The following is a 24,617-nucleotide window of genomic DNA, read 5'->3' as shown; positions in this document are numbered from 1 at the left end:
GGGACCGGTGAACCAGGCTTCGGTTCTCTACGACCTGCCCGGGCCCAAGGCCCGGCGGCGCAACGCGATCCTCGGCATCGTCTCGATCGTCGGCATCGTCGCGCTGCTGGCCTGGGTCGGCTGGAAGTTCTACGACACCGGCCAGTTCGAGGCCCGCAAGTGGCAGCAGTTCCAGTACGCCGCGGTGCAGCGCGAGCTCGCCAACGGCCTCTTGGCCACCCTCAAGGCCGCCGGCATCGCCGCGGTGCTGGCGCTGCTCTTCGGCGCGGTCTTCGCCAGCGCGCGAATCAGCGACAAGTGGCTGCTGCGGGCGCCCGCCACGTTCGTGGTCGAGCTGTTCCGGGCCATCCCGCTGCTGATCCTGATCTTCTTCGGCTACTACGTGCCGTTGCAGTACGGCTGGTCGATCGACAAGCTCTGGGCGCTGGTCATCGGCCTGGTGCTCTACAACGGCTCGGTGCTGGCGGAGATCTTCCGCGCCGGCATCAACGCGGTCCCCCACGGCCAGACCGAGGGCGGGTACGCCATCGGCCTGCGCAAGAACCAGGTGCTGCGGCTGATCCTGCTGCCGCAGGCCGTCCGGTCGATGCTGCCGGCGATCGTGAGCCAGCTCGTGGTGCTGCTCAAGGACACCGCGCTCGGCTTCATCATCACGTACCCGGAGCTGCTCTTCGTCGGCAAGCAGATCGGCGGCCGGTTGGCGTTCGGGCTGCCGTACGTGCCGACGTACCTGATCGTCGGGGCCATCTACATCGCCATCTGCGGTCTGCTGTCGATCTTCGCGTGGTGGCTGCAGAAGCGGATGGGGCGTCTGCCGCGTACCGCCGGCAAGGTCCTGCCGGCCCAGGACATCGGCGCGGACGCCTCCCGGATGGTCTGACCGACCGGTCGTGAACGCCCGACGGGCGGGTGGAGGTCTCCCCTCCGCCCGCCCGTCGTCCGTTTCCGGTGCTGCGCCGCGACCCGAGGGCCGCCGGGGTCAGCGGGCGATCTCGGTGACCCGGGACTCGCGCACCACGGTCACCCGGATCTGACCCGGATAGGTCAGCTCCTCCTCGATCTGCTTGGCCACGTCCCGCGCCAGGACCGCCGCGCCGATGTCGTCGACGTCGTCGGGCTTGACCATCACCCGGATCTCCCGGCCCGCCTGCATGGCGAAGACCTTCTCCACGCCGAGCTTGCCGGCCGCGATCTCCTCGATCCGCTCCAGCCGCTTGACGTACGCCTCCAGGCTCTCCCGCCGCGCCCCCGGCCGCCCGCCCGAGCAGGCGTCGGAGGCCTGGGTGAGGACGGCCTCCACGGTCTGCGGCGGGACCTCGTTGTGGTGCGCCTCGATGGCGTGGACGACGTCCTCGCTCTCGCCGTACTTGCGGGCCAGGTCCGCGCCGATGATCGCGTGGCTGCCCTCCACCTCGTGGGTGAGCGCCTTGCCGATGTCGTGCAGGAACGCCGAACGCTTGATCAGCGGCACGTCCAGCCGCAGTTCCGCGGCCATGATCCCGGCGATGTGCGCGGTCTCCACCAGGTGCTTGAGCACGTTCTGCCCGTACGAGGTGCGGTAGCGCAGCCGGCCGAGCAGGCCGACCAGCTCGGGGTGGATCTCGGTGATGCCGACCTCGACGAGGGCGTCCTCGGCGGCCCGCTGGCAGAGCTGCTCCACCTCCTGCCGGGCCACGTCGTAGATCTCCTCGATCCGGTGCGGGTGGATCCGCCCGTCGAGGACCAGCTTCTCCAGGGTGAGCCGGCCGACCTCCCGGCGCACCGGGTCGAAGCAGGAGAGCAGCACCGCCTCGGGGGTGTCGTCGATGATCAGGTTGACGCCGGTCACCGACTCGAAGGCGCGGATGTTGCGCCCCTCCCGGCCGATGATCCGCCCCTTCATCTCGTCGCCGGGCAGGTGCAGGACGCTGACCACGCTCTCCGCGGTCTGCTCGCTGGCGACCCGCTGGATGGCGTCCACCACGATGTGCCGGGCGCGCTGCTCGGCGGTGCCCCGGGCGTCGGCCTCGATGTCCCGGACCAGCAGCGCGGCCTCCCGCTTGGCCTGGGTCTCGATCGCCTCGACCAGCTCGGCGCGGGCGGCGTCGGCGGTCAGCCCGGCGACCCGCTCCAACTCGCGCCGGCGCTGCTCCTCCCCCTCGGCCACCGACCGCTCCCGCTCGACCAGCTCCGCCTCGCGGGCGGCCAGGGCGGCGCTGGCGGCGGTGAGCTGCCGCTCCCTGGCGGCGAGGCGTTCCACCTCCTCGGTGTGCATCCGCTCCCGCTCGTCCATCCGGGCGGCCCGCCGGTCGACCTCGGCGGCCTGCTCCCGGGTGGTCGCGGCGAGCACCGCCACCTCCCGCTCACCGCTGCGCCGGGCCGCCGTGCGGAGCTGCTCGGCGTCCGCCTCGGCCTGCTTGTGGGCCCGTTCCAGCACGGTGTCCGCCTCGGCGCGGGCGTCGTCGAGCACCCGGCGGGCCTCGGCCCGGGCGGACTTCGCCTCGGCCTTCGCGGCGGCGGCCTCGGCGCGGGCCGCCGAGGCGGCGGACTTGGCCACGTCGATGGTGCTGTTCGCCTCGTCGGCGGCGCTACGCAGGGCGGCCAGGGACTGCTCCTGGCGGTCCTTCTCGGCGATGAAGGCCGGGTCCTCGGGGCGGGGGGCGACGCTGAGGCGGCGCATCGTCCGCAGCCCGACCAGCACCGCGCCGACGACGACCAGCGCCAGGACCAGGACGACTACGAGGATGAGCACGTCGAAGGCGTTCACGGCCGGACCGCCCGGTCGACGCGGGTCGAGACGCCCCGACGAGCCGGGGCCGGCCGAGAGGCCCGGCGATCCCGGGCACGGAAGCACTCGGCACGGGTGCCGTAGTGGGTGAGTCGGACGCCGCCGGTCGGCGCGGCGCGACGCGTGCCGGCGTCGCCGGGCTCGCCGCCGGATGGTGTGCCGCCACCCGCGACCGCCCTGTCGAGACCGCCGGTAAACCTGTGCCGCCCCGTCATGGCCGCCTCCCCTGAACGTCGGCGCCGCAGTGACCGTGCCGGTGGGCACGCGCACTGCGGCTCTGAGACGCCCGACCTGAGCGACTGGCCGTGGGGTAGCGCTGTCCGCCGGCCGTGCCCATGGCACCGTCGGCGGCCGGGTGCAGTTGTCGCATCGGCTCCGGACCGGCCTGTCCGGAGTTGATGCCGCAGGCCGGCGAGCCGGCCAAAGTGATGCTGTTCCGTTACACGTTCTATGTTGTGCGCTTAGCCTGCGCTGGTCGGGCAATGTGAGCCTGTAAGGCGAGGCTAGGTCTCCGGGGGCCTTCCGGTCAAGGACTCATGATCAAACCCCCCGAACGGAGAGAAGTAACGGGATCACCGAACGCTGACCGGGAATCGGATATCAGTGGGCAAAGGGACCCGCCGGGCCGCCCCGCAACGTCGGCGTTGACCCCTCGCGGCGCTCTCCAGCTCCCGCGTCCCGCCCCCTCGCGGCGCGGGTCCCGCCACCGCGCCACCGCGTCGAGTGCGGTCAGCGGGCTCCGGCGGCGAGGGCGGCGGCGACCAGCGCGCCGTTGTCGGCGGCCGGGCCGCCGTCGGGCAGGACGAGGGTGTCCTCCAACCCGATCCTGGTGTCGAGCCCGCGACCGACGGCCTCGGCGAGGACCGGCCACACCGCCGGGCCCTCGGCGTGCAGCAGCACCGGCGGGCCACCCGGTGGCAGGGCGGCGAGGACGTCGGCCGCGTCGGCCAGCGCGTCGGCCGGGTCGGGGGCCATGCACTCGACGAGGACCCGCAGGGCCGGCACCCGCCAACCCCGGTACGCCCGAGCGGCGTCCGTGGTCCAGACGCCGGCCTCGACGGCCACTCCCCGCTCGACCAGCGCCGCCGCCACCTGCTCCGCGCCGGCCTCGTGCGCGTTGACCGACGCGAAGTCGGGCGGCACCCGCCAGGCCCGCACGGCGGCCACCCGGGCCGCCGGGTCCGGCTCGATCCACGCGCCGGTGCTCACGCCGACCGGCAGCCCGGGGCAGGCGGCGCGCAACGCGGCGACCGCAGCGTCGACCGCAGCCGGGGCGAGCGACTCCGCGCCGGCGGCGTCGCGCGGGTGCACGTGCACCGCCGCGACCCCGAGGGCGGCGCAGCGGGCCGCGTCGGCGGCCAACTCGGCCGGGGTGAGGGGGACCGCCGGATGCTCGGCCCGGCTCCGGCCGCCATTGAGACACGCCTTCAACATCGCCCCATCCTCCCTCCGCGGGCAGACCGGCGAGGGCCCCGGTCGATCAGTCGAGGGGGCGGTCGGGCCGGTCCAGGTCGCCCTCCGCGTCGGCGAGCGCGTCGGCGTCGAGGCGGTCGGCGAACTCGGCCGCCTCGGCGCTCTGCGCGGCGAGCGCGTCCTTCACCGCCCGGATCGCCACGCCCGGCGGGTAGCCCTTGCGGGCGAGCATGCCGACCAGGCGGCGGAACACCGCGTCGGGCTCGCCCCGGGCCGTGCGCAGCTTCCGCTCGACCAGCGCCCGGGCGGTCTCGGCCTCGGTCTCCTCGTCGAGCTCGCCGAGCGCCTCGCTGGCGATCTCGCCGTCCACACCGTGCTGACGCAGTTCGTTGGCGAGGGCCCGACGGGCCAGGCCCCGGCCGGCGTGCCGGCTGGCCACCCAGGCGCGGGCGAAGGCGGCGTCGTCGATGATGCCGACCTCGTCGTAGCGGTCGAGCACCTGCGCGGAGACCTCCTCGGAGATCCCCCGCTTGGCCAGCGCCCCGGCCAGCTCGGCCCGGGTGCGGGGGCGCACGGCGAGCTGCCGCAGGCAGATCTCCCTGGCCACCTCGGCCTCGTCCCGGGGCGGGGCCTGCCGGCCGGCGTCCGGGTCGGTCGTCGGGTCGGATCGGCCCCGCCGCCGGGGCGGGGGCACGCTCGGGTCGGCGTCGCCCGTGCGGGGCGGGCCGGCATCCCAGCCCCGCCCCGTCCGGGCGCGTCGTCCTGCCACTGGTCAGCGGCCGATCAGAAGTCGACCGGCGGCAGCTCCGGGCCACCGGCGGCGTCGCCCGCGCCGACCCCGACGCCGAGCTTCTCCAGGATCTTCTTCTCGATCTCGGCCGCCACGTCCGGGTTCTCCCGGAGGAACTCGCGGGCCTTCTCCTTGCCCTGGCCGAGCTGGTCGCCGTCGTAGGTGTACCAGGCGCCGGACTTGCGGATGATCGACTGCTCCACGCCCACGTCGATCAGCGAGCCCTCGCGGGAGATGCCCTTGCCGTACATGATGTCGAACTCGGCCTGCTTGAACGGCGCGGCGACCTTGTTCTTCACCACCTTGCACCGGGTGCGGTTGCCGACCACGTCGGTGCCGTCCTTGAGGCTCTCGATGCGGCGCACGTCGAGCCGGACAGAGGCGTAGAACTTCAGCGCCCGGCCACCGGTGGTGGTCTCGGGGCTGTTGTGCACCATGACGCCGTCGACGAAGTAGTTGTGGTTGCCCTCCACCTCGATGTCGAACCGGTTCATGGAGCGGGTCTTGGGCTTCACGTGCACGTCGATGATCCGGGCCGGCACCGGCGTCAGCTCCGCCGAGACGAACTGCGGCTCGACGGCGCACTGGCCGCGGAACCTCGGCAGCAGCTTGGACTCCATCGCCGCCGGCACGTAGGGGGCGACGAGGGCCTGGAACGCCGCCGACGCCTCGGTGGTGAAGATGATCGAGGCGGTCTGACGGGCACCGCGCGCCACCAGCTTCACGTCCAGCCCGTACGCGTCGCGCAGGTGCTCGACCAGCCGGTCGCGGCTGCCCTCCGCCATCGCCTCGACGCAGATCTCGATCCGGCCGGAGCCTCCCGCCGTGCGCTCCTGCACGCCCTTGGAGCGCAGGGTGAAGGAGCCGTCGTCCATGTACCACACCGCGAGGGCCAATGGCGTCAACGCCTTGAGGTAGTCCCAGCTGAGGTGCTTCTTGCCGTCGCCCAGGTAGACCGCGCGGTGCAGCTCGTCCAGCTCGGGCAGCGGGGTGAAGTCGACGAAGGCCGCCCCACGCGCGTCGGTGCGCCGGGAGTGGTCGATGTTGCCGAGCAGCGAGACCTTCCAGTCCAGGTAGTCGACCTGGGCGGCACCGTGGCCGAGCCGGAAACGGACCCCGGACCGATCACGGAGGTTCGGGGAGATCGCGCCGTCGCCCAGCAACGAGCCGAGCACGACCTGCCACTGCTGCTCGCTGAGCCGACGCTGCTCGGCCAGCATCACCCGGTCGCCGGCGATGAGCTCACCGGCGGACCGCCAGCCGCCCGGCGTGCGGACCAGGTGGTTGGCGGTCGCGGCGAACTGCGCCCGGCCGTTGCCGCCCGACTTCGCCACCGTGAACTGGAGGAACTCCTCCGCCGGGCCGTTGTTGAACCAGTTGGTGATCCGCTTCGGCTCCACCCGGTTGGTCTCCGGGTCGTAGGAGAGGACCTCGACGTCCATCCGCTGATTGACGATCTTGCCGATCTTCTCCTGCGTGCCGTCGGCCAGGGTGACCCTGGTCGAGTACGACATGCAGCCGAACATCACACCGATCTTCTCGCGGAGCTGGTTGATGAAGATCGCCGTGGTGCCGGTGTTGCTGAGCACACCGGTGATCTTCCGCAGCGCCTGGCTCATCAGCCGCGCCTGCAGGCCCACGTGGCTGTCGCCCATCTCACCCTCGATCTCGGCGCGCGGCACCAGGGCCGCCACCGAGTCGATCACGATGATGTCGATCGCGCCGGAGCGGACCAGCATGTCCACGATCTCCAGCGCCTGCTCGCCGGTGTCCGGCTGGGAGACCAGCAGGGCGTCGGTGTCGACGCCGAGGGCCTTCGCGTAGTCCGGGTCGAGCGCGTGTTCGGCGTCGACGAAGGCGGCGATGCCGCCGGCCCGCTGGGCGTTGGCCACCGCGTGCAGGGCCACCGTCGTCTTACCGCTGGATTCCGGGCCGTAGATCTCGACGACCCGGCCACGGGGCAGACCACCCACGCCGAGCGCCACGTCGAGGGCGATGGAGCCGGTGGGGATGACCGAGGTCTGCACGACCGGGCGCTCCCCCAGCCGCATCACCGAGCCCTTGCCGAACTGCTTGTCGATCTGAGCGAGAGCAAGGTCTAGCGCCTTCTCCCGATCGGGCCCTGCCGCCATGTCTGCCACCCCTGCTTTAGCCGGCGTCTTTCCTGAGCTTCGCGTCACGCGGACACGCTAGGCGCTGGGTCCGACAGAAAACCAGCCGACCGGCCGCGAGCTGTGGACAAGCACCCCGCTGTGGACAATAGCCGAACAGGTGTACGACTCGAAAAGCGACACGCGGATCGGACGAAAAGGCCGCTCAGCGCAGTCGGGCGGGCACCCGGTCGGGGTACGCGGCGACCACCGCACGCCACACGACGTGGGCCTGCTCACCCGCGCGCAGCGCCTGCTCGATGGTCCGCCCGCCGAGCTCGGGCAGCACCTGGTCGGAGGCGATGCTGGCGGCGTAACCCCGCCCGAACGCCTCCTCCAGCCGAGTCCAGAAGTCGGTCAGCCGCACGTCTCACTCCCCCTCGTCCGACGCCGTCACCGGCGCCGTACGCAACGCTAGCGCCAACAGCGGCACCGTCGCGATCGCCGCCAGCAGGGCGAGAGTCGGATAGTCGGCCACCTGCATGACGAAGCCGCTCAGCGCGGCGGCACCCGCCCCGGCCAGGCCCATCGTCAGGTCGCCGAGCCCCTGCACGCTGGGGCGCACGTCGGCCGGCACCGACTCCGACAGCAGGGTGGAGCCGGCCACCATCGTCGCGGACCAGCCCAGCCCGAGCAGCACCAGACCGACCGAGAGCCCGGCCGTGTGGTGTCCGGAGCCACCCGCCACCGCGCAGGCGGCCAGCAGCACCGCCACGCCGCCGAGGATCACCGGCCGCCGGCCGAGCCGGTCGGTGAGCCAGCCGACCACCGGGGAGAGCGCGTACATGCCGGCGATGTGCAGGCTCAGCACCACCCCGACCACCCCGAGCACGTCGGCGTCGGCGTGGTACTCGTCGAGCCGTACCGGGGTCATCGACATCACCGCGACCATCACCAGGTGGCCGACCGCGACGGCGGCGATGCCCAGCCGGGCCGCCGGCCGGGCCCGGACCACCCGCGCGGCGGCGCGCATGCCCGCCGCGCGTCGGCGGGCCGCCGAGCCGGTGGGGACGGTGCGGGCCGCCGGGACGGTGGGAACGGCCGGGGTGGGAACGGCGGCGGCGGGTTCGGGGGCCTCGGCCGCCGCGAGCCGGCGCGCGGTGAGCAGCGGGTCGGGCCGGAGCAGCACCAGCAGTACGCCGGCGGCGAGCGCGAACGCCACGGCGCTGAAGAGGAACGGGCCGGCCAGCGACGGCAGCCCCCAGCCCCGGGTGATCCCGTCGGCGAGGGCGGCGAAGTTCGGCGCGGCCACCGCCCCGATCGTGGTGGCCCAGACGACGAGGGAGAGCTGGCGGCCCCGGCGGGCCGGCTCGGCGAGGTCGACGGCCGTGTACCGGGCCTGGAGGTTGGCCGCCGAGCCACCGCCGAAGAGCAGCATGCCGACGAAGAGCAGGGGCACCTGGCGGGTCGTCGCGGCGAGCACCACCAGCACGCCCCCGACCGCCCCGACCAGGTACGCGGTGACCAGGCCGGGTCGGCGGCCGTACCCCGTCATGATCCGGGTGATCGGGACGGCGAGCAGCGCGCCGCCCACCACCGCGGCGCTCTGCGCCAGGCCGGCGACCGCCGTGCCGGCGATCCGGGCCGCGAGCAGCGCGCCGACCGAGACGCCGATGGTGACGCCGATGCCTCCGATGATCTGGTTCACGACCAGCAGCCGCACCGTGCGGCGCTGGATCGCGGCGACGGCCGCCCGGGTCGGCGGCGGCGCGGTGAGGTCGGTGACCATCGGGGCTCCTCGGTGGGGCGGCGCGGTAAGGGGCGGTGGGCCGCCCCATCCTTGCCCAACCCCACCCACGCCGACAGCCGGGTCAGGCGGGGAGGGCGGCGGCGGCCGTCGTGAGGTCGGCGACCAGGCCGGCGTACGCGGTGTCCTGGTCGTCGGCGCGCAGCACCGCCGAGGGGTGGATGGTGGCCAGGAGTCGGGTCGCCGGGGCGGCGGCGACCTTTCCGGCGGAGTCCACCGGCACCCGGGCGAAGTCCTCCGGGTGCTCGGTGCAGGCCGGCCAGGGCATCAGCGCGCCCCGCTGCCGGGTCACCCGGAACGCGGGGCCGAGCAGCGCCTTCGCGGCGGTCGCGCCCAGCACCACCACGACCTGCGGGCGCAGCCGGGCGAACTCGGCGACGAGCCAGGGACGGCAGGCGGTGACGTGCACCCGGTCCGGGGTCTGGTGGATGCGCCGCTTGCTGCGAAGCTCGAACCGGAAGTGCTTGACGGCGTTGGTCAGGTAGAGCTGGGCGGGGTCCAGCCCGGCGTCGTCGACCGCCCGGCGCAGCAGCCGCCCGGCCGGCCCGACGAAGGGCAGCCCGCGCTGGTCCGTGGGATGAACCGCTGCGCGCCGGGGGCGGGGTCGCTCTGGTCGGTCATGGTGATCTTCTTACCCGCCGTCGCCGCGCCCGCGTGGGCACCCGAGCCGGCGCGTCGGCGTTTCCGCCGCCGCCAGGTGCCCCGCCCCCGGGCGGCCGGGTCGGACCGGGCCGGGTGACCCCGCCCCGACATCCTCACCGTCAGGCGGTGAAGCCGGAGCTCGGCGCGGGGCGGACGGCGGCGGCCAGCGCGTCGGCCAACGCCGGGATCTCGGCGGCGTCGAGAGGACTGACCGTGATCCGCAGGCCGGGCTCGGCGGCGATGCGGAACAGCGCCCCCGGGGCGACCGCCCAGCCGGCGTCGCGCAGGGCGGTGAGGGCGCCGGTCTCGTCCGGCACCGGCAGCCAGACGTTGATGCCGGTGCGGCCGTGGCCGGTCAGGCCGCGCTCGGCCAGGGCGGCGAGCAGGTCGACCCGGCGTCGCTCGTAGCTCTCGCCGGCCCGGGCCACCAGCGCGGCGGTCGCCGGGTCGCGCCAGAGCGCCAGCACGAGGCGTTGCAGCACGGTGGAGACCCAGCCCGCGCCGAGCCGGGCCCGCCCGGCCACCCGCGCCACGGTCGCCTCGTCGCCGGCCAGCACGGCGAGCCGCAGGTCGGGCCCGTACGGCTTGCTGACCGACCGGACGAAGGCCCACGCCGGGGTCGCTCCGGCGAGCGGGTGCAGCGGCGTGCGGGCCACCTCGGCGGCGTGGTCGTCCTCGATCAGCAGCAGGTCGTCGCGGCCGGCGAGCAGGGCGCGCAGCGCGGCGGCCCGGTCGGCGGAGAGGGCCGCGCCGGTCGGGTTCTGCGCCCGGCTGGTCACCACCAGGGCGCGGGCCCCGGCGGCCAGGGCGGCCCGCACCCCGGCCTCGACCGGCCCGTCGTCGTCGACCGGGACGCCGATGGGGCGCAGCCCGAGCGCGGCGACGAGGTCCAGCAGGTTGGCCCAGCCCGGGTCCTCCACGGCGACGGCGTCGCCGGGGCGCAGGTGGGCGGCGAGGAGCCGTTCGATGCCGTCGAGCGCGCCCCCGGTGACGGTCACCTCGGCGGCGGGCACCCCGTCGGCGGCGAGCCGCTCCCGGGCGGCGTCGGCGAGGGCGGGCAGGACGCCGACCGAGGCGTACCCGAGGGGGGTGCCGACGTCGGCGGCGAGGGCGCTCAGGTGCGGGCCGAGCGGCGGCAGCAGTCGGGTGTCCGGGTCGCCCTGGGAGAGGTCGCGGGCACCGGGCGCGGGGGGCGGGCGCAGGGCCCGGCGGCCCGCGATCGGCGGCCGGGGGCGCACCCGGGTGCCGTGCCGACCGGCGGTGGCCAGCAGGCCGCGCCCGCGCAGCTCCTGGTAGGCGCGGGCGACGGTGGCGGGGCTGACCCGCAGCTCGGCGGCGAGCGCCCGCACCGGCGGCAGCGCGACCCCGGCCGCGAGCGCGCCGCGGCGGATGCCCGATTCGATGCTGGCCGAGATCTCGGCGGCCGTGCCGCCCCTGAGCTGATAACGTGCTGACACAAATTCAACATTGTACTAGAACAAAGGAGTGCCGTCGCGTGTACCCGCCCACACCCCGGACCACCGCCACCCGCACCCGCGACCGGATGAGCTACGACCGGGCCGGCGCGCATGCCGTCCTCGACGAGGCGTACCACTGCGCGCTCGGCTTCGTCGTCGACGGCGAGCCCCGGGTGCTGCCCACCCTGCACGTCCGCCTCGGCGACACCCTCTACCTGCACGGCTCCACCGGCAGCCGGCCGCTGCTGGCCGCCCGGGGCGACGGCCTGCCCGTCTGCGTGGCGGTCACCCTGCTCGACGGGCTGGTCTACGCCCGCTCGCAGTTCCACCACAGCGCCAACTACCGGTCGGTGGTCGCGCACGGCACCGCCCACCTGGTCACCGACCCCGCCGAGAAGTCCGCCGCGATGACCGCCCTGGTGGAGAAGACCGCCGCCGGGCGCAGCGCGGACTCCCGCCCGCCGAGCCGCCGGGAACTGGCCGAGACGGCGGTCCTGGCGCTGCCGCTGCGCGAGGTCTCCGTCCGGTCCCGCACCGGCGGGGTACGCGACGACCCCGCCGACGGGGACCTGCCGCACTGGGCCGGGGTGGTGCCGCTGACGCCGACCGCCGGGCCGCCCGAGCCGGACGCGGGGGTACGCGTGCCGCTGCCGGCGTACCTGCGGCCGGCCCGCCCGCCGTGGCTGGAGCCGGTGACGCTGCGCGGCGACCACGTCGTGCTCGAACCGCTGGACCTCGCGCACGCCGACGACCTGCACGCCGCCACCGACGACCCGCAGGTCTGGCAGCACCTGGGCTACCCCCGGCCGGCCGACCCGACCGGGACGGCCGAGCTGATCCGGGCGGCGTTGGCCGCCCACCACCGGGGCGAGCGGGTGCCCTGGGTCCAGCGCTGCGCCGCCACCGGGGCGGTGGTCGGCACCACGTCGTTCTACGAGGTGGACCCGGCGGCGCGGGCGGTGGCGATCGGGTACACCTGGCTGGGCCGGCCCTGGTGGCGCACCGGGATCAACACCGAGGCGAAGCTGCTGCTGCTCACCCACGCCTTCGAGGAGTTGGGCGCGGTGCGGGTGTACTGGCAGACCGACCTGCGCAACGAGCGCTCGCAGCGGGCCATCGAACGGCTCGGTGCGACCCGCGAGGGGGTGCTGCGCAAGCACCGACTGCGGCCCGACGGCTCCTGGCGCGACACCGTGCAGTACTCCATCACCAGCGACGAGTGGCCGCCCGCCCGGGCCGGGCTCCGGCAACGGCTACGAGCCACCCCGGCAGCGCAGGCGCCGGGAGTCGGCCCCTCCTGACGCCTCCCGCGCCCTGAAGGCGGCGGGTGGGGCTCAGGTGCCGTCGCCCCCGCCACCCCCGCCGCCGATGCCGGCGCCCCCGGCGGTGCCGCCGAGGCCGTACCCGGGGCGGACCGGCTGGTCCGGCGGGCGGCTCACGTGCGCCGACTCGTTGATCCGGGCCGACCAGTGGCCGTGGGCCGCCGCGGCGGCGTGGCGGTTGATGGCGTGCCGCAGCCAGCCGTCGACCACGGCGACCCAGTCGGCCCGCTCGGCCCCGACGTGCCACGCCCGGAACCGGCTGATGCTCTGGTGGGTGATCCCCGTCAGGGAGAGCCGGCGGTCGGCCCAGAGGATCACCTCCAGGCCGGCGGCGTCCGCCACGAAGGTCACCTCCAGCTCGGTGATCGGGCCGGCGTAGAGGGGGGCCACCCACCAGCCGAGCCGTTGGTGCAGCGGGAGCGCCTGCACCACCCCGGGGAGCCGGCCGGCGACCAGGCCGGCCTGGCGCATGTTGAACCCGAGGGTGTCCAGCGCGGCGAGGATGTGCTGCTGGGTCGGCAGCGGATGCACGAAGACCGGCACCATTGCGCCCTGCTCCAGGCCCACGTCGAGCGACACCTCGGTGCGCAGGCCCATCCGCAGGCTCATCAGCGGCACCCCGCCGACGATCGTCAGCGGCGTCTCCCAGGGCAGCGGGAGGGCGAAGTCGACCGCCCGGCGCCGCCCGGCGGGCACCACGAACGCGCCCGCGATCGGCACCTGGTGGAACTGGGTCAGCCGCCGGGGAGCGCCCGGGTCGTCCGGCTCGACCTGGGTGACCAGGCCGAGGCGCAGCCACCGGACCGGGACGTCCTGCCCGCCGGCGCGCAGCGTCACCCGGCCGGGCAGCCGCAGCCCGGGGCGGGTGCTCGGGTTGGGCAGCGTGGTGTGCACCGAGAGCCCGGTCCCGCCGGACTCCGGGGACACCCCGGTCAGCCGCACGCCGCTCCCCTGTCGTACCCGCCGTCGCTGGCCCGGCTTTCCCGGGCGGCGGGCGGACATTCCTGCGCGGCCGGGGCCGGGATGGTCCCGGCCCCGGCGCGGCGCAGTTGGGCTCAGCGCAACCGTCGACCCGGCGCGGCGCGGCCCCGGCTCAGCGCAGTCGGCGGCCCCTCGGCACCGGGTCGGTCTCGTCGTCGAACTCGCCGATGACCTCCTCCAGCAGGTCCTCCAACGCCACGAAGCCGATCGGCCGGGTCGGCCCGCCGCCGTTGCGGACCAGGGCCAGTTGGGCCTGCTGGTCCCGCATCGCGGCCACCGCCGCCGTCACCGAGGCCGTCCCCGGCAGGGTGAAGGCGGCGCTCATCAGCTCACCGGCGGTGGCGGCCCGCCCGGTGGTGGTGGCCCGCACGGCCTCCCGGACGTGCACCAGGCCGCACACCTCGCCGCCGGCGTCCAGCACGGCCAACCGGGACCGGCCGCTGTCGCGGGAGATCTGCTCGATCCGCTCCGCCGGGTCGTCCCGGCCGACCGTGACGATGCGGTCGAAGGGCTCCATCACCTGGGCGACCGTGGTGCCCTGCAACTCCAGCATGCTGGTGAGCATCTGGTGCTGCTCCGCGCCGAGCAGGCCGTGCTCGCGGGACTGCTCCAGCAGGATGCGCAGCTCGTCCGGGCCGTGGGCCTGGGCGAGCTGGTCCTGCGGACGCACCCCGATCAACCGCAGGATCACGTTGGCCAGCGCGTTGAGCAGCGACAACACCGGCCGGGCCACCCGGGCGAAGGCCCGGAACGGCAGCGCCAGCAGGGTCGCCGAGCGCTCCGCATCGGTGATCGCCCAGGACTTCGGCGCCATCTCGCCGACCACCAGGTGCAGGAAGGTGACCAGGGCCAGGGCGAAGATCAGCGCCACGATGTGGCTGGCCGCGTCCGGCAGGCCCACCGCGTGCAGCAGCGGGCTCAGCAGGTGCTCGATCGCCGGCTCGGCCAGTGCGCCCAGGCCCAGCGTGCAGAGCGTGATGCCGAGCTGCGCGCCGGCCAGCATCAGGGAGAGCTCGCGTACGCCGTCGAGGGCGGCGCGGGCGCCCCGGCCGCCGCCGGCGGTGACGGCCTGTTCCAGCCGGTAGCGCTTGCTGGCCACCAGCGCGAACTCGGCGGCCACGAAGAAGGCGTTCAGTGCCAGCAGCAGCACGGAGACGAAGAGCGCCACACCCGGGCTCATGCCGCCTCCCCCGTCCGCCGGCCGGCGCGGTTGCGCGCCGCCCGGCCGGTGCCGTTGCCGGTGCCGTTGCCGGACCCGGTGCCGGCACCGGTGCCGTTGCCGGACTCGCCGGTGCCCTTGCCGGGCGGGCGGTCGGCCCCCGGGCCCGAAGTGCGGCCGCTCCCCCGGCCGGAGGGGCGACCGGTCGCCCGGTCGGACCCGGCGGTGGGGGGCGCGAGGCGCAGTCGCACGGAGTCGGCGACGTGCCGGTCCACCGCCAGCACCTCGATCAGGGCGCGCGGCGCGGCCCGGGCATCGCCGTCCACGCTGACGGCGACCTCCAGCCGGTCGCCCACCTCGGGCACCCGGCCCAGCTCCCGCATGACCAGCCCGGAGAGGGTGTCGTACTCGGTGCCCTCGGGCAGCTCGATGCCGGTGCTGTCGGCGACCTCGTCGATGCGCCAGCGCGCCGGCACCACCCACGAGCCGTCCTCCTGCCGGGCCGGGGCCCGGTCCGGTGGGTCGTCCTCGTCGCGGATCGGGCCGACCAGCTCCTCGGCGATGTCCTCCAGGGTGATCACCCCGGCGAAGCCGCCGTACTCGTCGACCACGCAGGCGAGCTGCCGGTGCCCGACCCGGAGCCGGTCCAGCACCGTCGGCAACGGCAGCGTCTCCGGCACCAGCAGCGGCGGTACGGCCACCGCGCTGACCGGGGTGCTCGCCCGCTCGGCCGGGGCCACGGCGAGCACGTCGGAGATGCCGACGACGCCGACCAGGTCGTCGACGCCCTCGGTGCCGCGCACGGGGAAGCGGGAGTGCCCGGTGTCGAGCAGCTCCACCACCCGGCTCAGCGGCTCGTGCGCCCGGACGGTGTGCACGTCGACGCGGGGCACCATGGCCTCCCCGGCGGTCAGCTCCCGGAAGTCGAGCCCCCGGTCGAGCAGGTCGGACATCTCGGCGTCGAGGCTGCCCTCCTCGCGGGACTCGGCGATGATCTGTTCCAGGTCCTGCGGGGTGGCGCCGCTGGGCAGCTCCTCGATCGGCTCGATGCCGATGCGGCGCAGCAGCCGCACGGCGGCCCGGTCGAAGAGGGTGATGACCGGCCCGAAGACCTTCAGGTAGATCAGGGTGGAGCGGCTGAGCGCCCGGGCCAGTGGCTCGGCGCGGGCGATGGCGAGGTTCTTCGGGGCCAGCTCGCCGAGGACCATCTGCACGATGGTCGCGATGAGCAGGGCCGAGGCGACCGAGAGCGGCAGGGCGACCCTGGTGGGCACCCCGGCCACCCCGAACAGCTCGGCCAGCCCCGCGCCGAGCGACGGCTCGGCGGCGTAGCCGACCAGCAGCGCGGTCACCGTGATGCCAAGCTGCGCGCCGGAGAGCATGAAGGAGAGCCGGCCGGTCACCTCCAGGGCGCGGGCGGCGGCGGCGTCGCCGTCGTCGGCGAGCTGCTTGAGCTTGCCCCGGTCCACGGCGACGTAACCGAACTCCTGGGCCACGAAGTAACCGGTGGCGGCGGTGAGGACGATGATGAGGATGAGTCCCACGACGATCAACACGGGTGGCTCAGGGCTCCCGGGGTCGTCGGGACGGGCAGCGGCCGGGCACGACCCGGCGTGCTACTGCTGCCCTCCTGGACAGAAGAGTCGATCATGCAGCCATTTTATCGGCGCAGGCTGAGCGCCTGCTGGGGGAGCACGAAAACGACCTGCGGCCGACTCATCGCTCGTCGGCGAGCTCGTCGACGTCGAGCAGGGAGCGGTCGACCCGCCCCGAGCGGTACGCGGCCCGCCCCACCATCTGCGCGGCCACCGGCGCGGTGGTCAGCTGGAAGACCGCGACCAGGACGATCATGCCGATGTCGGACGACGAACGCAGCCGCAGCGCCACCCCGGCGAGCAGCAGCAGCACGCCGAGCACCTGGGGCTTCGTGGCCGCGTGCATCCGGTCCAGCACGTCCGGGAAGCGCAGCACGCCGATCCCGGCGACGAGGCTGAGCAGCCCGCCGCCGATCAGGCACGCCGCGCCCACCCAGTCGGCGACCGCGCCCGCGTTCACGCCTCCTCCCGCACCGCGAAGCGGACCAGGGCCACCGCGCCGACGAAGCCGAGCAGGGAGAGCACCACGAGCACGGGCAGGGTGCTGGCGTGCCGGTTGACCGCCGCCTCCGCCCCGACCGCGCCGACCATCGTGTTGAGCAGCATGTCGGCCGCGACCACCCGGTCCAGCAGCGAGGGCCCCCGGTAGAGCCGGGCCAGCGCGAGCAGCGCGGTGACCGAGAAGAGCACGGTGAGGACGGTGGCGAGGAGCACGGTCACGGGTCGGACCCCTTTGCGGTGGGACGGGCGTACTGGTCGGGGGGTGGGTCGTCCAGCAGGCGCAGTTCGGCGGCGGAGCCGATCGCGCGGACGATCCGGGCCTCCGTGGCGAGGACCCGGTTCCGGTTCTCGGTCAGGTCCGCCGGCCCGCGCACGTCGAGCACGTGCACGTAGAGCACGCCGTCGTCGCGGTCCACGTCGATGATCAGGGTGCCCGGGACCAGCGAGATCGCCTCGGCGGTGAGGGCGAGGTTCAGTTCGGTGCGCAGCCGCAGGCGCACCGCGATGATCGCGCCCCGGGGCCGGTAGCCGGGTCGCACGGCGACGGCGGCCACGTGCAGGCTGGCGCTGACCAGCTCGGTGATGAAGCGGCCCGCCAGCACGAGCAGCGGCCAGGGGCGCAGCCGGCCGCCGAAGGTCACCGGCGGCAGCGGGAAGAAGGCCAGCACGGCCGCGCCGACCAGCAGCCCGGCGAGCAGGTTGCCCAGGGAGAACCGACCCCAGAGCAGGCACCAGACCCCGACCATCCAGCACAGCGCCACCAGCTGGTCCCGCAACCGCCGCATGCGGCGACGCTCACCGCCGGCCGGGCGCTCACCGCCGGCCGGGCGCTCACCGCCGGCCGGGCGCTCACCGCCGGCCGGGCGCTCACCGCCGGCCGGGCGCTCACCGTCGGCCGGGCGCTCGTCGGTCATGGCGCGTCGCCGGGCAGGACGGCGCGTACGTACGGAATGCGGGCGCGCAGGTCGGTGGCGGCGTCGGTGGTGACCCCGAACAGCGGCCCGGCGACGACGGTGAGCGCCACGCCCAGCACGACCAGGGCCGAGGTGGCACCGATCATCAGGGCGGGCAGCCGGATCGGCGGGGCGGCGGCGGGCACCTGCGGCGCCCGCCAGAACGCGATGTTCCACACCCGGGACGCGGCGTAGAGGGTGAGCAGACTGGTGACGGTGCCGGCGGCGACCAGCGTCCAGGGCAGCGGGCCGCCGGCGCTCACCCCGGCCTCCAGCAGGCCCAGCTTGCCGAGGAACCCGGAGAACGGGGGGATCCCGGCGAGGTTCATCGCCGGGATGAAGAAGAGCACCGCGATGCGCGGGGCGATCCGGGCCAGCCCGCCCAGCCGGCGCAGGTCGGTGCTGCCGGCCTTCGCCTCGACCAGCCCGGCGACCAGGAACAGGGTGGTCTGGATGGTGATGTGGTGCACCACGTAGAAGATCGCGGCGGCCAGCCCGGCGACGCTGCTCAGCGCCACCCCGAAGATCATGTAGCCGATGTGGCTGACCAGCGTGAAGCTGAAGAGCCGCTTCATGTCCGACTGGGCGGCGGCGCCGAGGATCCCCACCACCATGGTCAGCCCGGCCACCACCATCAGCAGGGTCGTCGCCGCGCCGCCGGGGAAGAGCAGCGTCTCGGTACGGATGATCGCGTACACGCCGACCTTGGTGAGCAGGCCGGCGAAGACGGCGGTGACCGGGGCGGGCGCGGTCGGGTAGCTGTCCGGCAGCCAGGCCGACAGGGGGAAGACCGCCGCCTTGATCCCGAACGCCAGCAGCAGGATCAACTGGAGGCTGAGCCGGACGCCGTCGGGCAGCGCGTCGAGCCGCTGGGCGAGCTGGGCCATGTTGAGGGTGCCGGTGGCGGAGTACACCAGCCCCACCCCGGCCAGGAAGATCATCGAGGAGAGGACGCTGACCACCACGTAGATCGACCCGGTCCGGATCCGGACCTCGGTGCCGCCGAGGGTGATCAGCACGAAGCTCGCGGCCAACAGCATCTCGAAGCCGACGAAGAGGTTGAACAGGTCGCCGGCGAGGAAGGCGTTCGTCACGCCGGCGGTGAGCACCAGGTAGGTGGGGTGGAAGATGGTCACCGGGGTGTTCTCGCCGATGTCGGAACGGCGCTGGCCGATCGAGTAGAGCAGCACGCAGAGCGTCACCGCCAGGGAGACCACGACCATCAGCGCGGCGAGCTGGTCGGCGACCAGCACGATCCCCACCGGCGGGGCCCACCCGCCGATGCGCGCCACCACCGGCCCGTGCCGGTACGCCTCGACCAGCAGCACCACCGCCACCACCAGGCTGGTGGAGAGGCTGATCACGCTGACGGTGCGTTGCAGCCGGGGCCGGTGCGCCAGCAGCAGGGTGAACGCGGCGCCCAGCAGCGGCAGCATCACCGGCAGCGGCACCAGCGCCGCGTACCCCGTCATCGCCGGCCCCCCGGTCGGCGCGGCGGCGGCTCCGGATCGACCTGCTCCGGGTCGTCGTCGGGGCCCTCCCCGCCGAGGTCGGAGGCGGGCGCCTCGTTGCGCGCCGCCAGCTCGGCGATCTTGCGGTCCTCCAGGTCGTCCTGCACCTCGTCGTTGCCGTCGAGGTACCAGTTGCGGTACGCCACGGCGAGCAGGAACGCGGTGAGGCCGAAGGTGATCACGATGGCGGTGAGCACCATCGCCTGGGTCAGCGGGTCGCTCATCCGCTCCTGCGGGCCGCTGCCGACCACCGGCGCGCCGCCGGGCCGGCCGCCGAGCAGGATCAGCACGTTCACCCCGTTGCCGAAGAGGATGACGCCGAGCAGGATGCGGGTCAGGCTGCGCTCCAGCAGCAGGGTGACGCCGGTGCCGGCGAGCACCCCGACGAGGAGCACCAGCACCAGGGTCGCTCCGGTCCCGCTCATCGCCGCCTCCCCTGCGGGTTCACGGCCAGTGCCCGCTGGTTCCTGCCGTCCGCCTCGATGTGCCGGTCGATCTCCGCGCCGAGGCTGCGCAGGATGTCCAGCGCCAGGCCGACCACGATCAGGTACACGCCGATGTCGAAGAAGAGCGACGTGACGACGTAGAGGTCGCCGACGCCGGGCAGCCAGAACTCGATCTTCGCGCTCTGCAGCACCGCCCCGCCGACGACGAGGGGCACCAGGCCGCTGCCGACCGCGATCGCCAGGCCGGCGCCGAGGACCGTGCCGGCGGCCACCGGGGCCGCCTCCGCCAGCTCGTACCGGCCGCCGGCCAGGTAGCGCACGACGAGGGCGAGGCTGGCCACCAGGCCGCCGGCGAAGCCGCCGCCGGGCGCGTTGTGGCCGGAGAAGAGGAGGAAGAGGGAGAAGAGCACCACCGTGTGGAAGATCAGCCGGGTGATCACCTCGAAGACGACCGACCGGCGGTGTTCCCGCAGGGTCGGGCCGCCGCGCAGCCAGATCGGCCGCTGCGGTCCCGGGCGGTGCAGCCGGGGCTCCGGGCGGCGGCGGGGGCGACGCGGGCGGGGCCCGGTCCGGGACCGCCGGAAGATCAGACTGGCCACCCCGGTCGCGGTCGCCACCAGCACCGAGATCTCGCCCATGGTGTCCCAGGCGCGGATGTCGACCAGGGTCACGTTGACGACGTTGCGCCCGTACCCCTGGGTGACCGCCAGGTCCGGGAAGTCCAGCGCGATCGGCGGCGCGGTGCGGGCCCCGGCCGCGACCAGGCAGAGGCCGGCGAGGACCACCCCGACGGCCACCCCGATCGAGCGGCGCACCCAGCGGCTGAGCCGCAGCGGCCGGGCGGAGAACCGCTCCGGCAGCCGGCGCAGCACCAGCACGAAGACCGCGATGGTCGACGACTCCACCAGGAACTGGGTCAGCGCCAGGTCGGGCGCGCCGTGCAGGACGAAGATCATCGCCACGCCGTAGCCGGTGACCCCGACCAGCAGCATCGCGGTGAGCCGGCGGCGGGCGCCGACCGCGAGTCCCGCCGCCACCACGATCACCAGCCCCACCACCGGCTGCAGCGGGTGGTTCCACACCTCGATGCCCTGCCGCCACGGGCGGGTCGCCAGCATCGCCCCGCCGGGCACCAGCACCAGGACCACCAAAATCGTGCCGAGGTACTGCGGCAGGGAGCCGCGCTGGGTGGCGCCGGTGACCTCGATGGCGACGCGGTCGAAGCGGTGGGTCAGCCACTCGTACCCCTTGGCGCCGCTGACCGGCGCGCGGACCCGCTCCACCACGGGCGCCAGCGGGCCGCGCAGCGCGAAGAGCAGCGCGCCGCCCGCGAGTGCCAGGGCGGAGAGCCCGAGCGCGACGGTCGGCCCGTGCCAGAGCGCCAGCTTCTCGGTGACCGGGCCGAAGAGCTCCGCGTACGGGCGCGGCAGCGCCCCCAGCGGGCCGGCGAGCACGCCGACGACGAGGCCGGCGACGGCCAGCAGGGTCGGCGGGCCCAGCATGGCGGCGGGGACGCGCTCGGGTTCGGTCGGCGCGACGCCCGGCCGGTCGGCGAACGCGCCCCAGACGAAGCGGGCGCTGTAGGCGACGGTGAGCACGGTCCCCGCGACCAGTCCGGCCAGCACCAGCGGCTGGTCGGTGAAGGCGGCGAAGGCGGCCTCCTTGGCGACGAAGCCGATCAGCGGGGGCACCCCGGCCATGGAGGCCGCGGCCAGCGCCCCGACGACGGCCAGCAGCGGGAGCCGCCGCCGCAGGCCGGAGAGTTCCCGCAGGTCACGGGTGCCGGCGGCGTGGTCGATCGCGCCGACGACGAGGAAGAGCGCCGCCTTGAACAGCGCGTGGGCGAAGAGCATCGCCGTACCGGCCAGGGCGGCCTGCGGGTGGCCCGCCCCGAGCAGCACGGTGATCAGGCCGAGCTGGCTGACGGTGCCGTAGGCCAGCAGCAGCTTCAGGTCGGTCTGCCGCAGCGCCGCCCACCCCCCGGCCAGCATGGTCAGCAGCCCGGCGGTGAGCACCACCGGCCGCCACGGGCCGACCACGGCCAGCATGGGCGCCAGCAGCCCCAGCAGGTAGACGCCGGCCTTCACCATCGCCGCCGCGTGCAGGTACGCGCTGACCGGGGTGGGGGCGGCCATCGCGGCGGGCAGCCAGGAGCTGAACGGCAGGATCGCCGACTTGGACAGGGCCCCGGCCAGCACCAGCAGCACGGCGACGGCCAGGTACCCGCCGTGCGGCAGCTCGGCCTCCGCCAGGGCGGACCAGCGGTAGGTGCCGGCGTGCCGGCCGAGCATCAGGAACCCGACCAGCATGGCCAGCCCGCCGAAGGTGGTCACCATGAGCGCCTGCGCCGCCGCCCAGCGGCTGGAGCGCCGCTCGGCGCTGTGCCCGATCAGCAGGTAGGAGAAGATCGTGGTCAGCTCCCAGCAGACGTAGAGCAGCAGCAGGTCGTCGGCGAGCACCAGGCCGAGCATCGCGCCGGCGAAGGCGACCAGCACGGCCGCGAAGCGGGCCAGCCCCACCGAGCCGGCGGAGAAGTACCGGGCGCAGTAGACCAGCACCAGCGCGCCGACCCCGCCGACGAGCAGGGTCATCAGCCAGGACAGGGTGGTCAGCCGGAACGTCAAAGCCAACCGCAACTGCGACACCCAGGGGTACGTCTCGACCAGCGCGCCGCCGTCGCGTACCGCCGGGGTGCGCGCCAGCGCCCAGCCGAACGCGGCGGCGGGCGCGAGCGCCAACGGGTAGCACGCCCGCGGACCCCACCACCGCACCAGCAGCGGCGCAGCCAGCGCCGCCACGAGGTGGAGGATCAGCAGTACGAGCACCCGTGCTCCCGGTCGAGGTGGCAGCGGCGCACCTCCGGTGCGGTGGACGCCTAGCAGCGATCAGACGCCAGTTCGCAGGCCGATGGGGGGTTTTGCCGGAATTCGCCGGGTGAGCCCTCCGCTACGGGCCGTCGACGACACGAGCACGGTCCCGCTATCCTCGCCGCCGTGAACGCAGTGGAGATCGAAGCACCCGTCGTCGGCGTGACCGTCTACCCGGACCGCGCCCGGGTCACCCGCCGGGGCAGCACCCGCCTGCCCGCCGGTGAGCACCGGCTCCGGATCGCGCCGTTGCCGCTGGGCCTGCGGCAGGACTCGCTGCGGGTCGGCGGCCGGGGCGCGGCCACCGTGCTGGGCGTGGACGTCACCACCTGGCGGCAGCCGCGCAGCGCCGACGAGCAGGTCCGCGAGCTGGAGCGGCGGCGGCGGGAGCTGACCGAGGAGCGGGCCGAGGCCGACGACGAGGTCGAGATCGAGGCGCAGCGGGGGCAGTTCCTCGCCCGGCTGGCCGACCGGGCCGGCGGCACGTACGCCCGCGCGCTCGCCTCCGGCGACGCCGACCCGGCCGACGTGGCGACCTTCGCCGACTCGGTGGCCGGCCAGCTCGCCGACTCCCACGGCCGTCGGCGCACGCTGTCCCGGCGGCGCACCGAGCTGACCGAGGAGTTGGCCGCCGTGGAGCGCGACCTCGACGCCACGCGCCGCAAGCGGGCCCCGGACCGGCTGGCCGCCGAGGTGACCGTCTCGGTGGACGCCGACGCCGCCGAGCTGGAGCTGGAGCTGACCTACCTGGTCGACGGGGCCCGCTGGCGACCCTCGTACGACCTGCGGCTGGTCGGCGACACCATGACCGTGACCTGGTTCGGGCTGGTCAGTCAGGACACCGGCGAGGACTGGCCGCAGTGCCCGCTGCAGCTCTCCACCGCGCGGCCGGCGGCGACGTCCGGCGTACCCGAGTTGTCGCCGTGGTATCTGGACCGGGTCCGGCCGCTGCCGCCGATCGGCGCGGCCATGGCGGCGGGGAGCTTCGGCGCGGCGCCCCCGCCCGCGCCGCCCGGCGCTGCGCCGGCCCGCACGGGCGGCCCGGCCCGCACGGGCGCGGCGCGGCCGAAGGTGCAGGAGAGCGTGGCCGAGGTCGAGCAGGGGGTCAGCGCCACCACCTACCGGCCGGCCCGCCCGGTCGCCGTGCCGGCCGACGGCAGCGCGCACCGGGCCACCATCGCCGTGCTGGAGCTGCCGACCCGGCTGGACCACGTGACCGCGCCGGTGCGCGCGGCCGAGGCACACCTGCGGGCCACGGTCCGCAACACGTCGGCGCACACGCTGCTCCCCGGCCCGGCGGCGGTCTTCCACGACGCCGACTTCGTCGCGGCCACCCGGCTGCCGACGTGGGCGCCCGGCGAGGAGACCGAGCTGGCGCTCGGGGTCGACGACCGGGTCCGGGTGGAGCGGGAGCTCAGCCGGCGGGCCGAGACCCGGGCCGCGCTCGGCTCGACCCGGCGGCGCGACGTGGAATACCGGATCTCGGTGGCCAACCACACGCCCCGACCGGCGACCGTGGAGGTGCTCGACCAGCTTCCGGTCTCCCGCGACGAGGCCGTGGTGGTGCGCGACGGCACCCTCGCCCCGCCGCCGGCCGAGCGCACCGAGCTGGGCGAGCTGACCTGGCGGCTGCGGCTCGGCCCCGGGGAGAGCGGCGAGATCACCATGGGCTTCCGCGTCGAGCTCGCCAAGGGTGTCGAGCTGGCCGGCTGGCGGGAGTGACCGGCTGACCGCCCGGGGCCGGGCCGGACGGTCGGACCTCCGTCCACGCCCCAACGACCCGTACGGGGGTGAGCCGGGGCGTACCGAGGATCGCTGTCGCGCGGTGCCGGGACGTCACGGTGGCCTGCTCCCGCCGCCGGCGACCGTGCCCGAGGGCCCAGAAACCGAGGTTTCGCCCGTCGGCGCGGTCAGCGCTCGGGGTGGATCGCCACCAACAGATCGCGGTGGCTCTCCACCAAGTCGCGGTGGCTCTCCACCAGCAGGTCGGGGCGGCCCAGCTGGAGCACGGCCTTGTTGACCACGCGTTGGGCGGCGGCCAGCGAGCGCACCGGCAGCAGCCGGCCCCGGCTCTCCCGGCGCAGGACGAAGTAGTGCACGGCGGCGCGGACCTGGCCCCGGTCGGCGGCGCTGGACTGGGCGGTCTGCCGGACCAACTCCCGCAGGCAGGCCGCGAGCCGCTCGGCCAGCTCCAGCTCGGGGCCGTGCAGGCCGGTGCGGAGTGCGGCAAGATGGCTGTCGACCTTGCGAATGAGCACATCGGTGCCGAACCCGGCACCTCGTTCCTCGACGGTCATCCGCTCTCCTTCACCCAAC

General features: G+C 74.9%; 18 protein-coding genes and 5 pseudogenes. 3 read left to right on the top strand and 20 right to left on the bottom strand.

All coding sequences use genetic code 11. The features are described from left to right. Positions 1 to 7 precede the first annotated feature (7 nt). Positions 8 to 880 (top strand): amino acid ABC transporter permease, encoded by an 873-nt coding sequence (locus ACLQ2V_RS10555; RefSeq protein ID WP_425718199.1) that lies wholly within the window; start codon positions 8 to 10, stop codon positions 878 to 880. 99 nt (positions 881 to 979) lie between these two features. Here ACLQ2V_RS10555 and rny read toward each other — a convergent pair whose 3' ends face one another. From rny to ACLQ2V_RS10505, 10 genes and pseudogenes are all read right to left on the bottom strand, one after another. Continuing rightward, positions 980 to 2,746, bottom strand: a complete 1,767-nt coding sequence (rny, locus tag ACLQ2V_RS10550; protein ID WP_425718198.1) for a ribonuclease Y — start codon at positions 2,744 to 2,746, stop codon at positions 980 to 982. 750 nt (positions 2,747 to 3,496) lie between these two features. Next, entirely contained in the window at positions 3,497 to 4,201 is a 705-nt protein-coding gene (locus ACLQ2V_RS10545) for a 3-keto-5-aminohexanoate cleavage protein (RefSeq protein ID WP_425718197.1), read from the bottom strand. A gap of 46 nt (positions 4,202 to 4,247) precedes the next feature. Then, positions 4,248 to 4,949, bottom strand: coding sequence for a regulatory protein RecX (locus tag ACLQ2V_RS10540; protein ID WP_425718196.1), 702 nt, complete (start codon positions 4,947 to 4,949; stop codon positions 4,248 to 4,250). 14 nt (positions 4,950 to 4,963) lie between these two features. After that, a complete protein-coding gene (locus tag ACLQ2V_RS10535) occupies positions 4,964 to 5,464 on the bottom strand; it encodes a hypothetical protein (RefSeq protein WP_425718341.1) in 501 nt (166 codons plus the stop codon). Between the two features lie 171 nt (positions 5,465 to 5,635). Continuing rightward, positions 5,636 to 6,208: pseudogene (locus ACLQ2V_RS10530) on the bottom strand (LAGLIDADG endonuclease); the annotation flags it as partial. Positions 6,209 to 6,250: 42 nt separating this feature from the next. After that, a pseudogene (gene recA / locus ACLQ2V_RS10525) lies at positions 6,251 to 7,102 on the bottom strand (recombinase RecA); the annotation flags it as partial. A 184-nt stretch (positions 7,103 to 7,286) separates the two neighbouring features. Next, positions 7,287 to 7,487, bottom strand: coding sequence for a DUF3046 domain-containing protein (locus ACLQ2V_RS10520; protein ID WP_425718195.1), 201 nt, complete (start codon positions 7,485 to 7,487; stop codon positions 7,287 to 7,289). After that, positions 7,478 to 8,849, bottom strand: a pseudogene (locus ACLQ2V_RS10515) (MFS transporter). Before ACLQ2V_RS10515 ends, ACLQ2V_RS10520 begins: the two are co-directional and overlap by 10 nt. A gap of 82 nt (positions 8,850 to 8,931) precedes the next feature. Further along, a pseudogene (locus tag ACLQ2V_RS10510) lies at positions 8,932 to 9,438 on the bottom strand (uracil-DNA glycosylase family protein); the annotation flags it as partial. Between the two features lie 190 nt (positions 9,439 to 9,628). Beyond that, the gene (locus ACLQ2V_RS10505) at positions 9,629 to 10,966 is read right to left on the bottom strand and encodes an aminotransferase class I/II-fold pyridoxal phosphate-dependent enzyme (RefSeq protein ID WP_425718194.1); all 1,338 of its coding nucleotides are present in this window, start codon (positions 10,964 to 10,966) and stop codon (positions 9,629 to 9,631) included. A gap of 38 nt (positions 10,967 to 11,004) precedes the next feature. Between ACLQ2V_RS10505 and ACLQ2V_RS10500 the strand changes: the two genes are divergently transcribed. Further along, positions 11,005 to 12,267: a bifunctional pyridoxamine 5'-phosphate oxidase family protein/GNAT family N-acetyltransferase gene (locus tag ACLQ2V_RS10500; RefSeq protein ID WP_425718193.1), complete on the top strand. Its 1,263-nt coding sequence runs from the start codon at positions 11,005 to 11,007 to the stop codon at positions 12,265 to 12,267. Positions 12,268 to 12,300: 33 nt separating this feature from the next. On the opposite strand, the gene ACLQ2V_RS10495 is transcribed toward ACLQ2V_RS10500, so the two are convergent. The 9 genes and pseudogenes from ACLQ2V_RS10495 to ACLQ2V_RS10455 form a co-directional block, all read right to left on the bottom strand. Further along, positions 12,301 to 13,230: a sporulation protein gene (locus tag ACLQ2V_RS10495; RefSeq protein WP_425718192.1), complete on the bottom strand. Its 930-nt coding sequence runs from the start codon at positions 13,228 to 13,230 to the stop codon at positions 12,301 to 12,303. A gap of 151 nt (positions 13,231 to 13,381) precedes the next feature. Next, the gene (locus tag ACLQ2V_RS10490; RefSeq protein WP_425718191.1) at positions 13,382 to 14,449 is read right to left on the bottom strand and encodes a hemolysin family protein; all 1,068 of its coding nucleotides are present in this window, start codon (positions 14,447 to 14,449) and stop codon (positions 13,382 to 13,384) included. 215 nt (positions 14,450 to 14,664) lie between these two features. Continuing rightward, a pseudogene (locus tag ACLQ2V_RS10485) lies at positions 14,665 to 15,984 on the bottom strand (hemolysin family protein); the annotation flags it as partial. Between the two features lie 160 nt (positions 15,985 to 16,144). Further along, positions 16,145 to 16,483, bottom strand: coding sequence for a monovalent cation/H(+) antiporter subunit G (gene mnhG / locus ACLQ2V_RS10480; RefSeq protein WP_425718190.1), 339 nt, complete (start codon positions 16,481 to 16,483; stop codon positions 16,145 to 16,147). Continuing rightward, complete coding sequence (locus ACLQ2V_RS10475; protein WP_425718189.1) at positions 16,480 to 16,743, bottom strand: monovalent cation/H+ antiporter complex subunit F; 264 nt, start codon at positions 16,741 to 16,743, stop codon at positions 16,480 to 16,482. The genes mnhG and ACLQ2V_RS10475 overlap by 4 nt, the downstream gene beginning before the upstream one ends. Further along, positions 16,740 to 17,438, bottom strand: coding sequence for a Na+/H+ antiporter subunit E (locus ACLQ2V_RS10470; protein ID WP_425718188.1), 699 nt, complete (start codon positions 17,436 to 17,438; stop codon positions 16,740 to 16,742). The genes ACLQ2V_RS10475 and ACLQ2V_RS10470 overlap by 4 nt, the downstream gene beginning before the upstream one ends. Next, a complete protein-coding gene (locus ACLQ2V_RS10465) occupies positions 17,435 to 18,949 on the bottom strand; it encodes a Na+/H+ antiporter subunit D (protein ID WP_425718187.1) in 1,515 nt (504 codons plus the stop codon). Before ACLQ2V_RS10465 ends, ACLQ2V_RS10470 begins: the two co-directional genes overlap by 4 nt. Next, positions 18,946 to 19,413 (bottom strand): Na(+)/H(+) antiporter subunit C, encoded by a 468-nt coding sequence (locus ACLQ2V_RS10460; protein WP_425718186.1) that lies wholly within the window; start codon positions 19,411 to 19,413, stop codon positions 18,946 to 18,948. Before ACLQ2V_RS10460 ends, ACLQ2V_RS10465 begins: the two co-directional genes overlap by 4 nt. Next, the gene (locus ACLQ2V_RS10455) at positions 19,410 to 22,259 is read right to left on the bottom strand and encodes a Na+/H+ antiporter subunit A (protein ID WP_425718185.1); all 2,850 of its coding nucleotides are present in this window, start codon (positions 22,257 to 22,259) and stop codon (positions 19,410 to 19,412) included. Before ACLQ2V_RS10455 ends, ACLQ2V_RS10460 begins: the two co-directional genes overlap by 4 nt. A gap of 177 nt (positions 22,260 to 22,436) precedes the next feature. Here ACLQ2V_RS10455 and ACLQ2V_RS10450 point away from each other — a divergent pair, with 177 nt between their 5' ends. Beyond that, positions 22,437 to 24,023, top strand: a complete 1,587-nt coding sequence (locus ACLQ2V_RS10450) for a DUF4139 domain-containing protein (RefSeq protein WP_425718340.1) — start codon at positions 22,437 to 22,439, stop codon at positions 24,021 to 24,023. 188 nt (positions 24,024 to 24,211) lie between these two features. Here the strand turns inward: ACLQ2V_RS10450 and ACLQ2V_RS10445 are convergent, their stop codons facing one another. Further along, positions 24,212 to 24,598, bottom strand: coding sequence for a hypothetical protein (locus ACLQ2V_RS10445; protein ID WP_425718184.1), 387 nt, complete (start codon positions 24,596 to 24,598; stop codon positions 24,212 to 24,214). Positions 24,599 to 24,617 lie beyond the last annotated feature (19 nt).

Origin of the sequence: Micromonospora sp. DT233 (assembly GCF_049841815.1) — a bacterium.
GTDB lineage: Bacteria > Actinomycetota > Actinomycetes > Mycobacteriales > Micromonosporaceae > Micromonospora.
The sequence above is the reverse complement of the archived record's forward strand: the minus strand, read 5'-3'. Positions and strand labels throughout refer to the sequence as shown.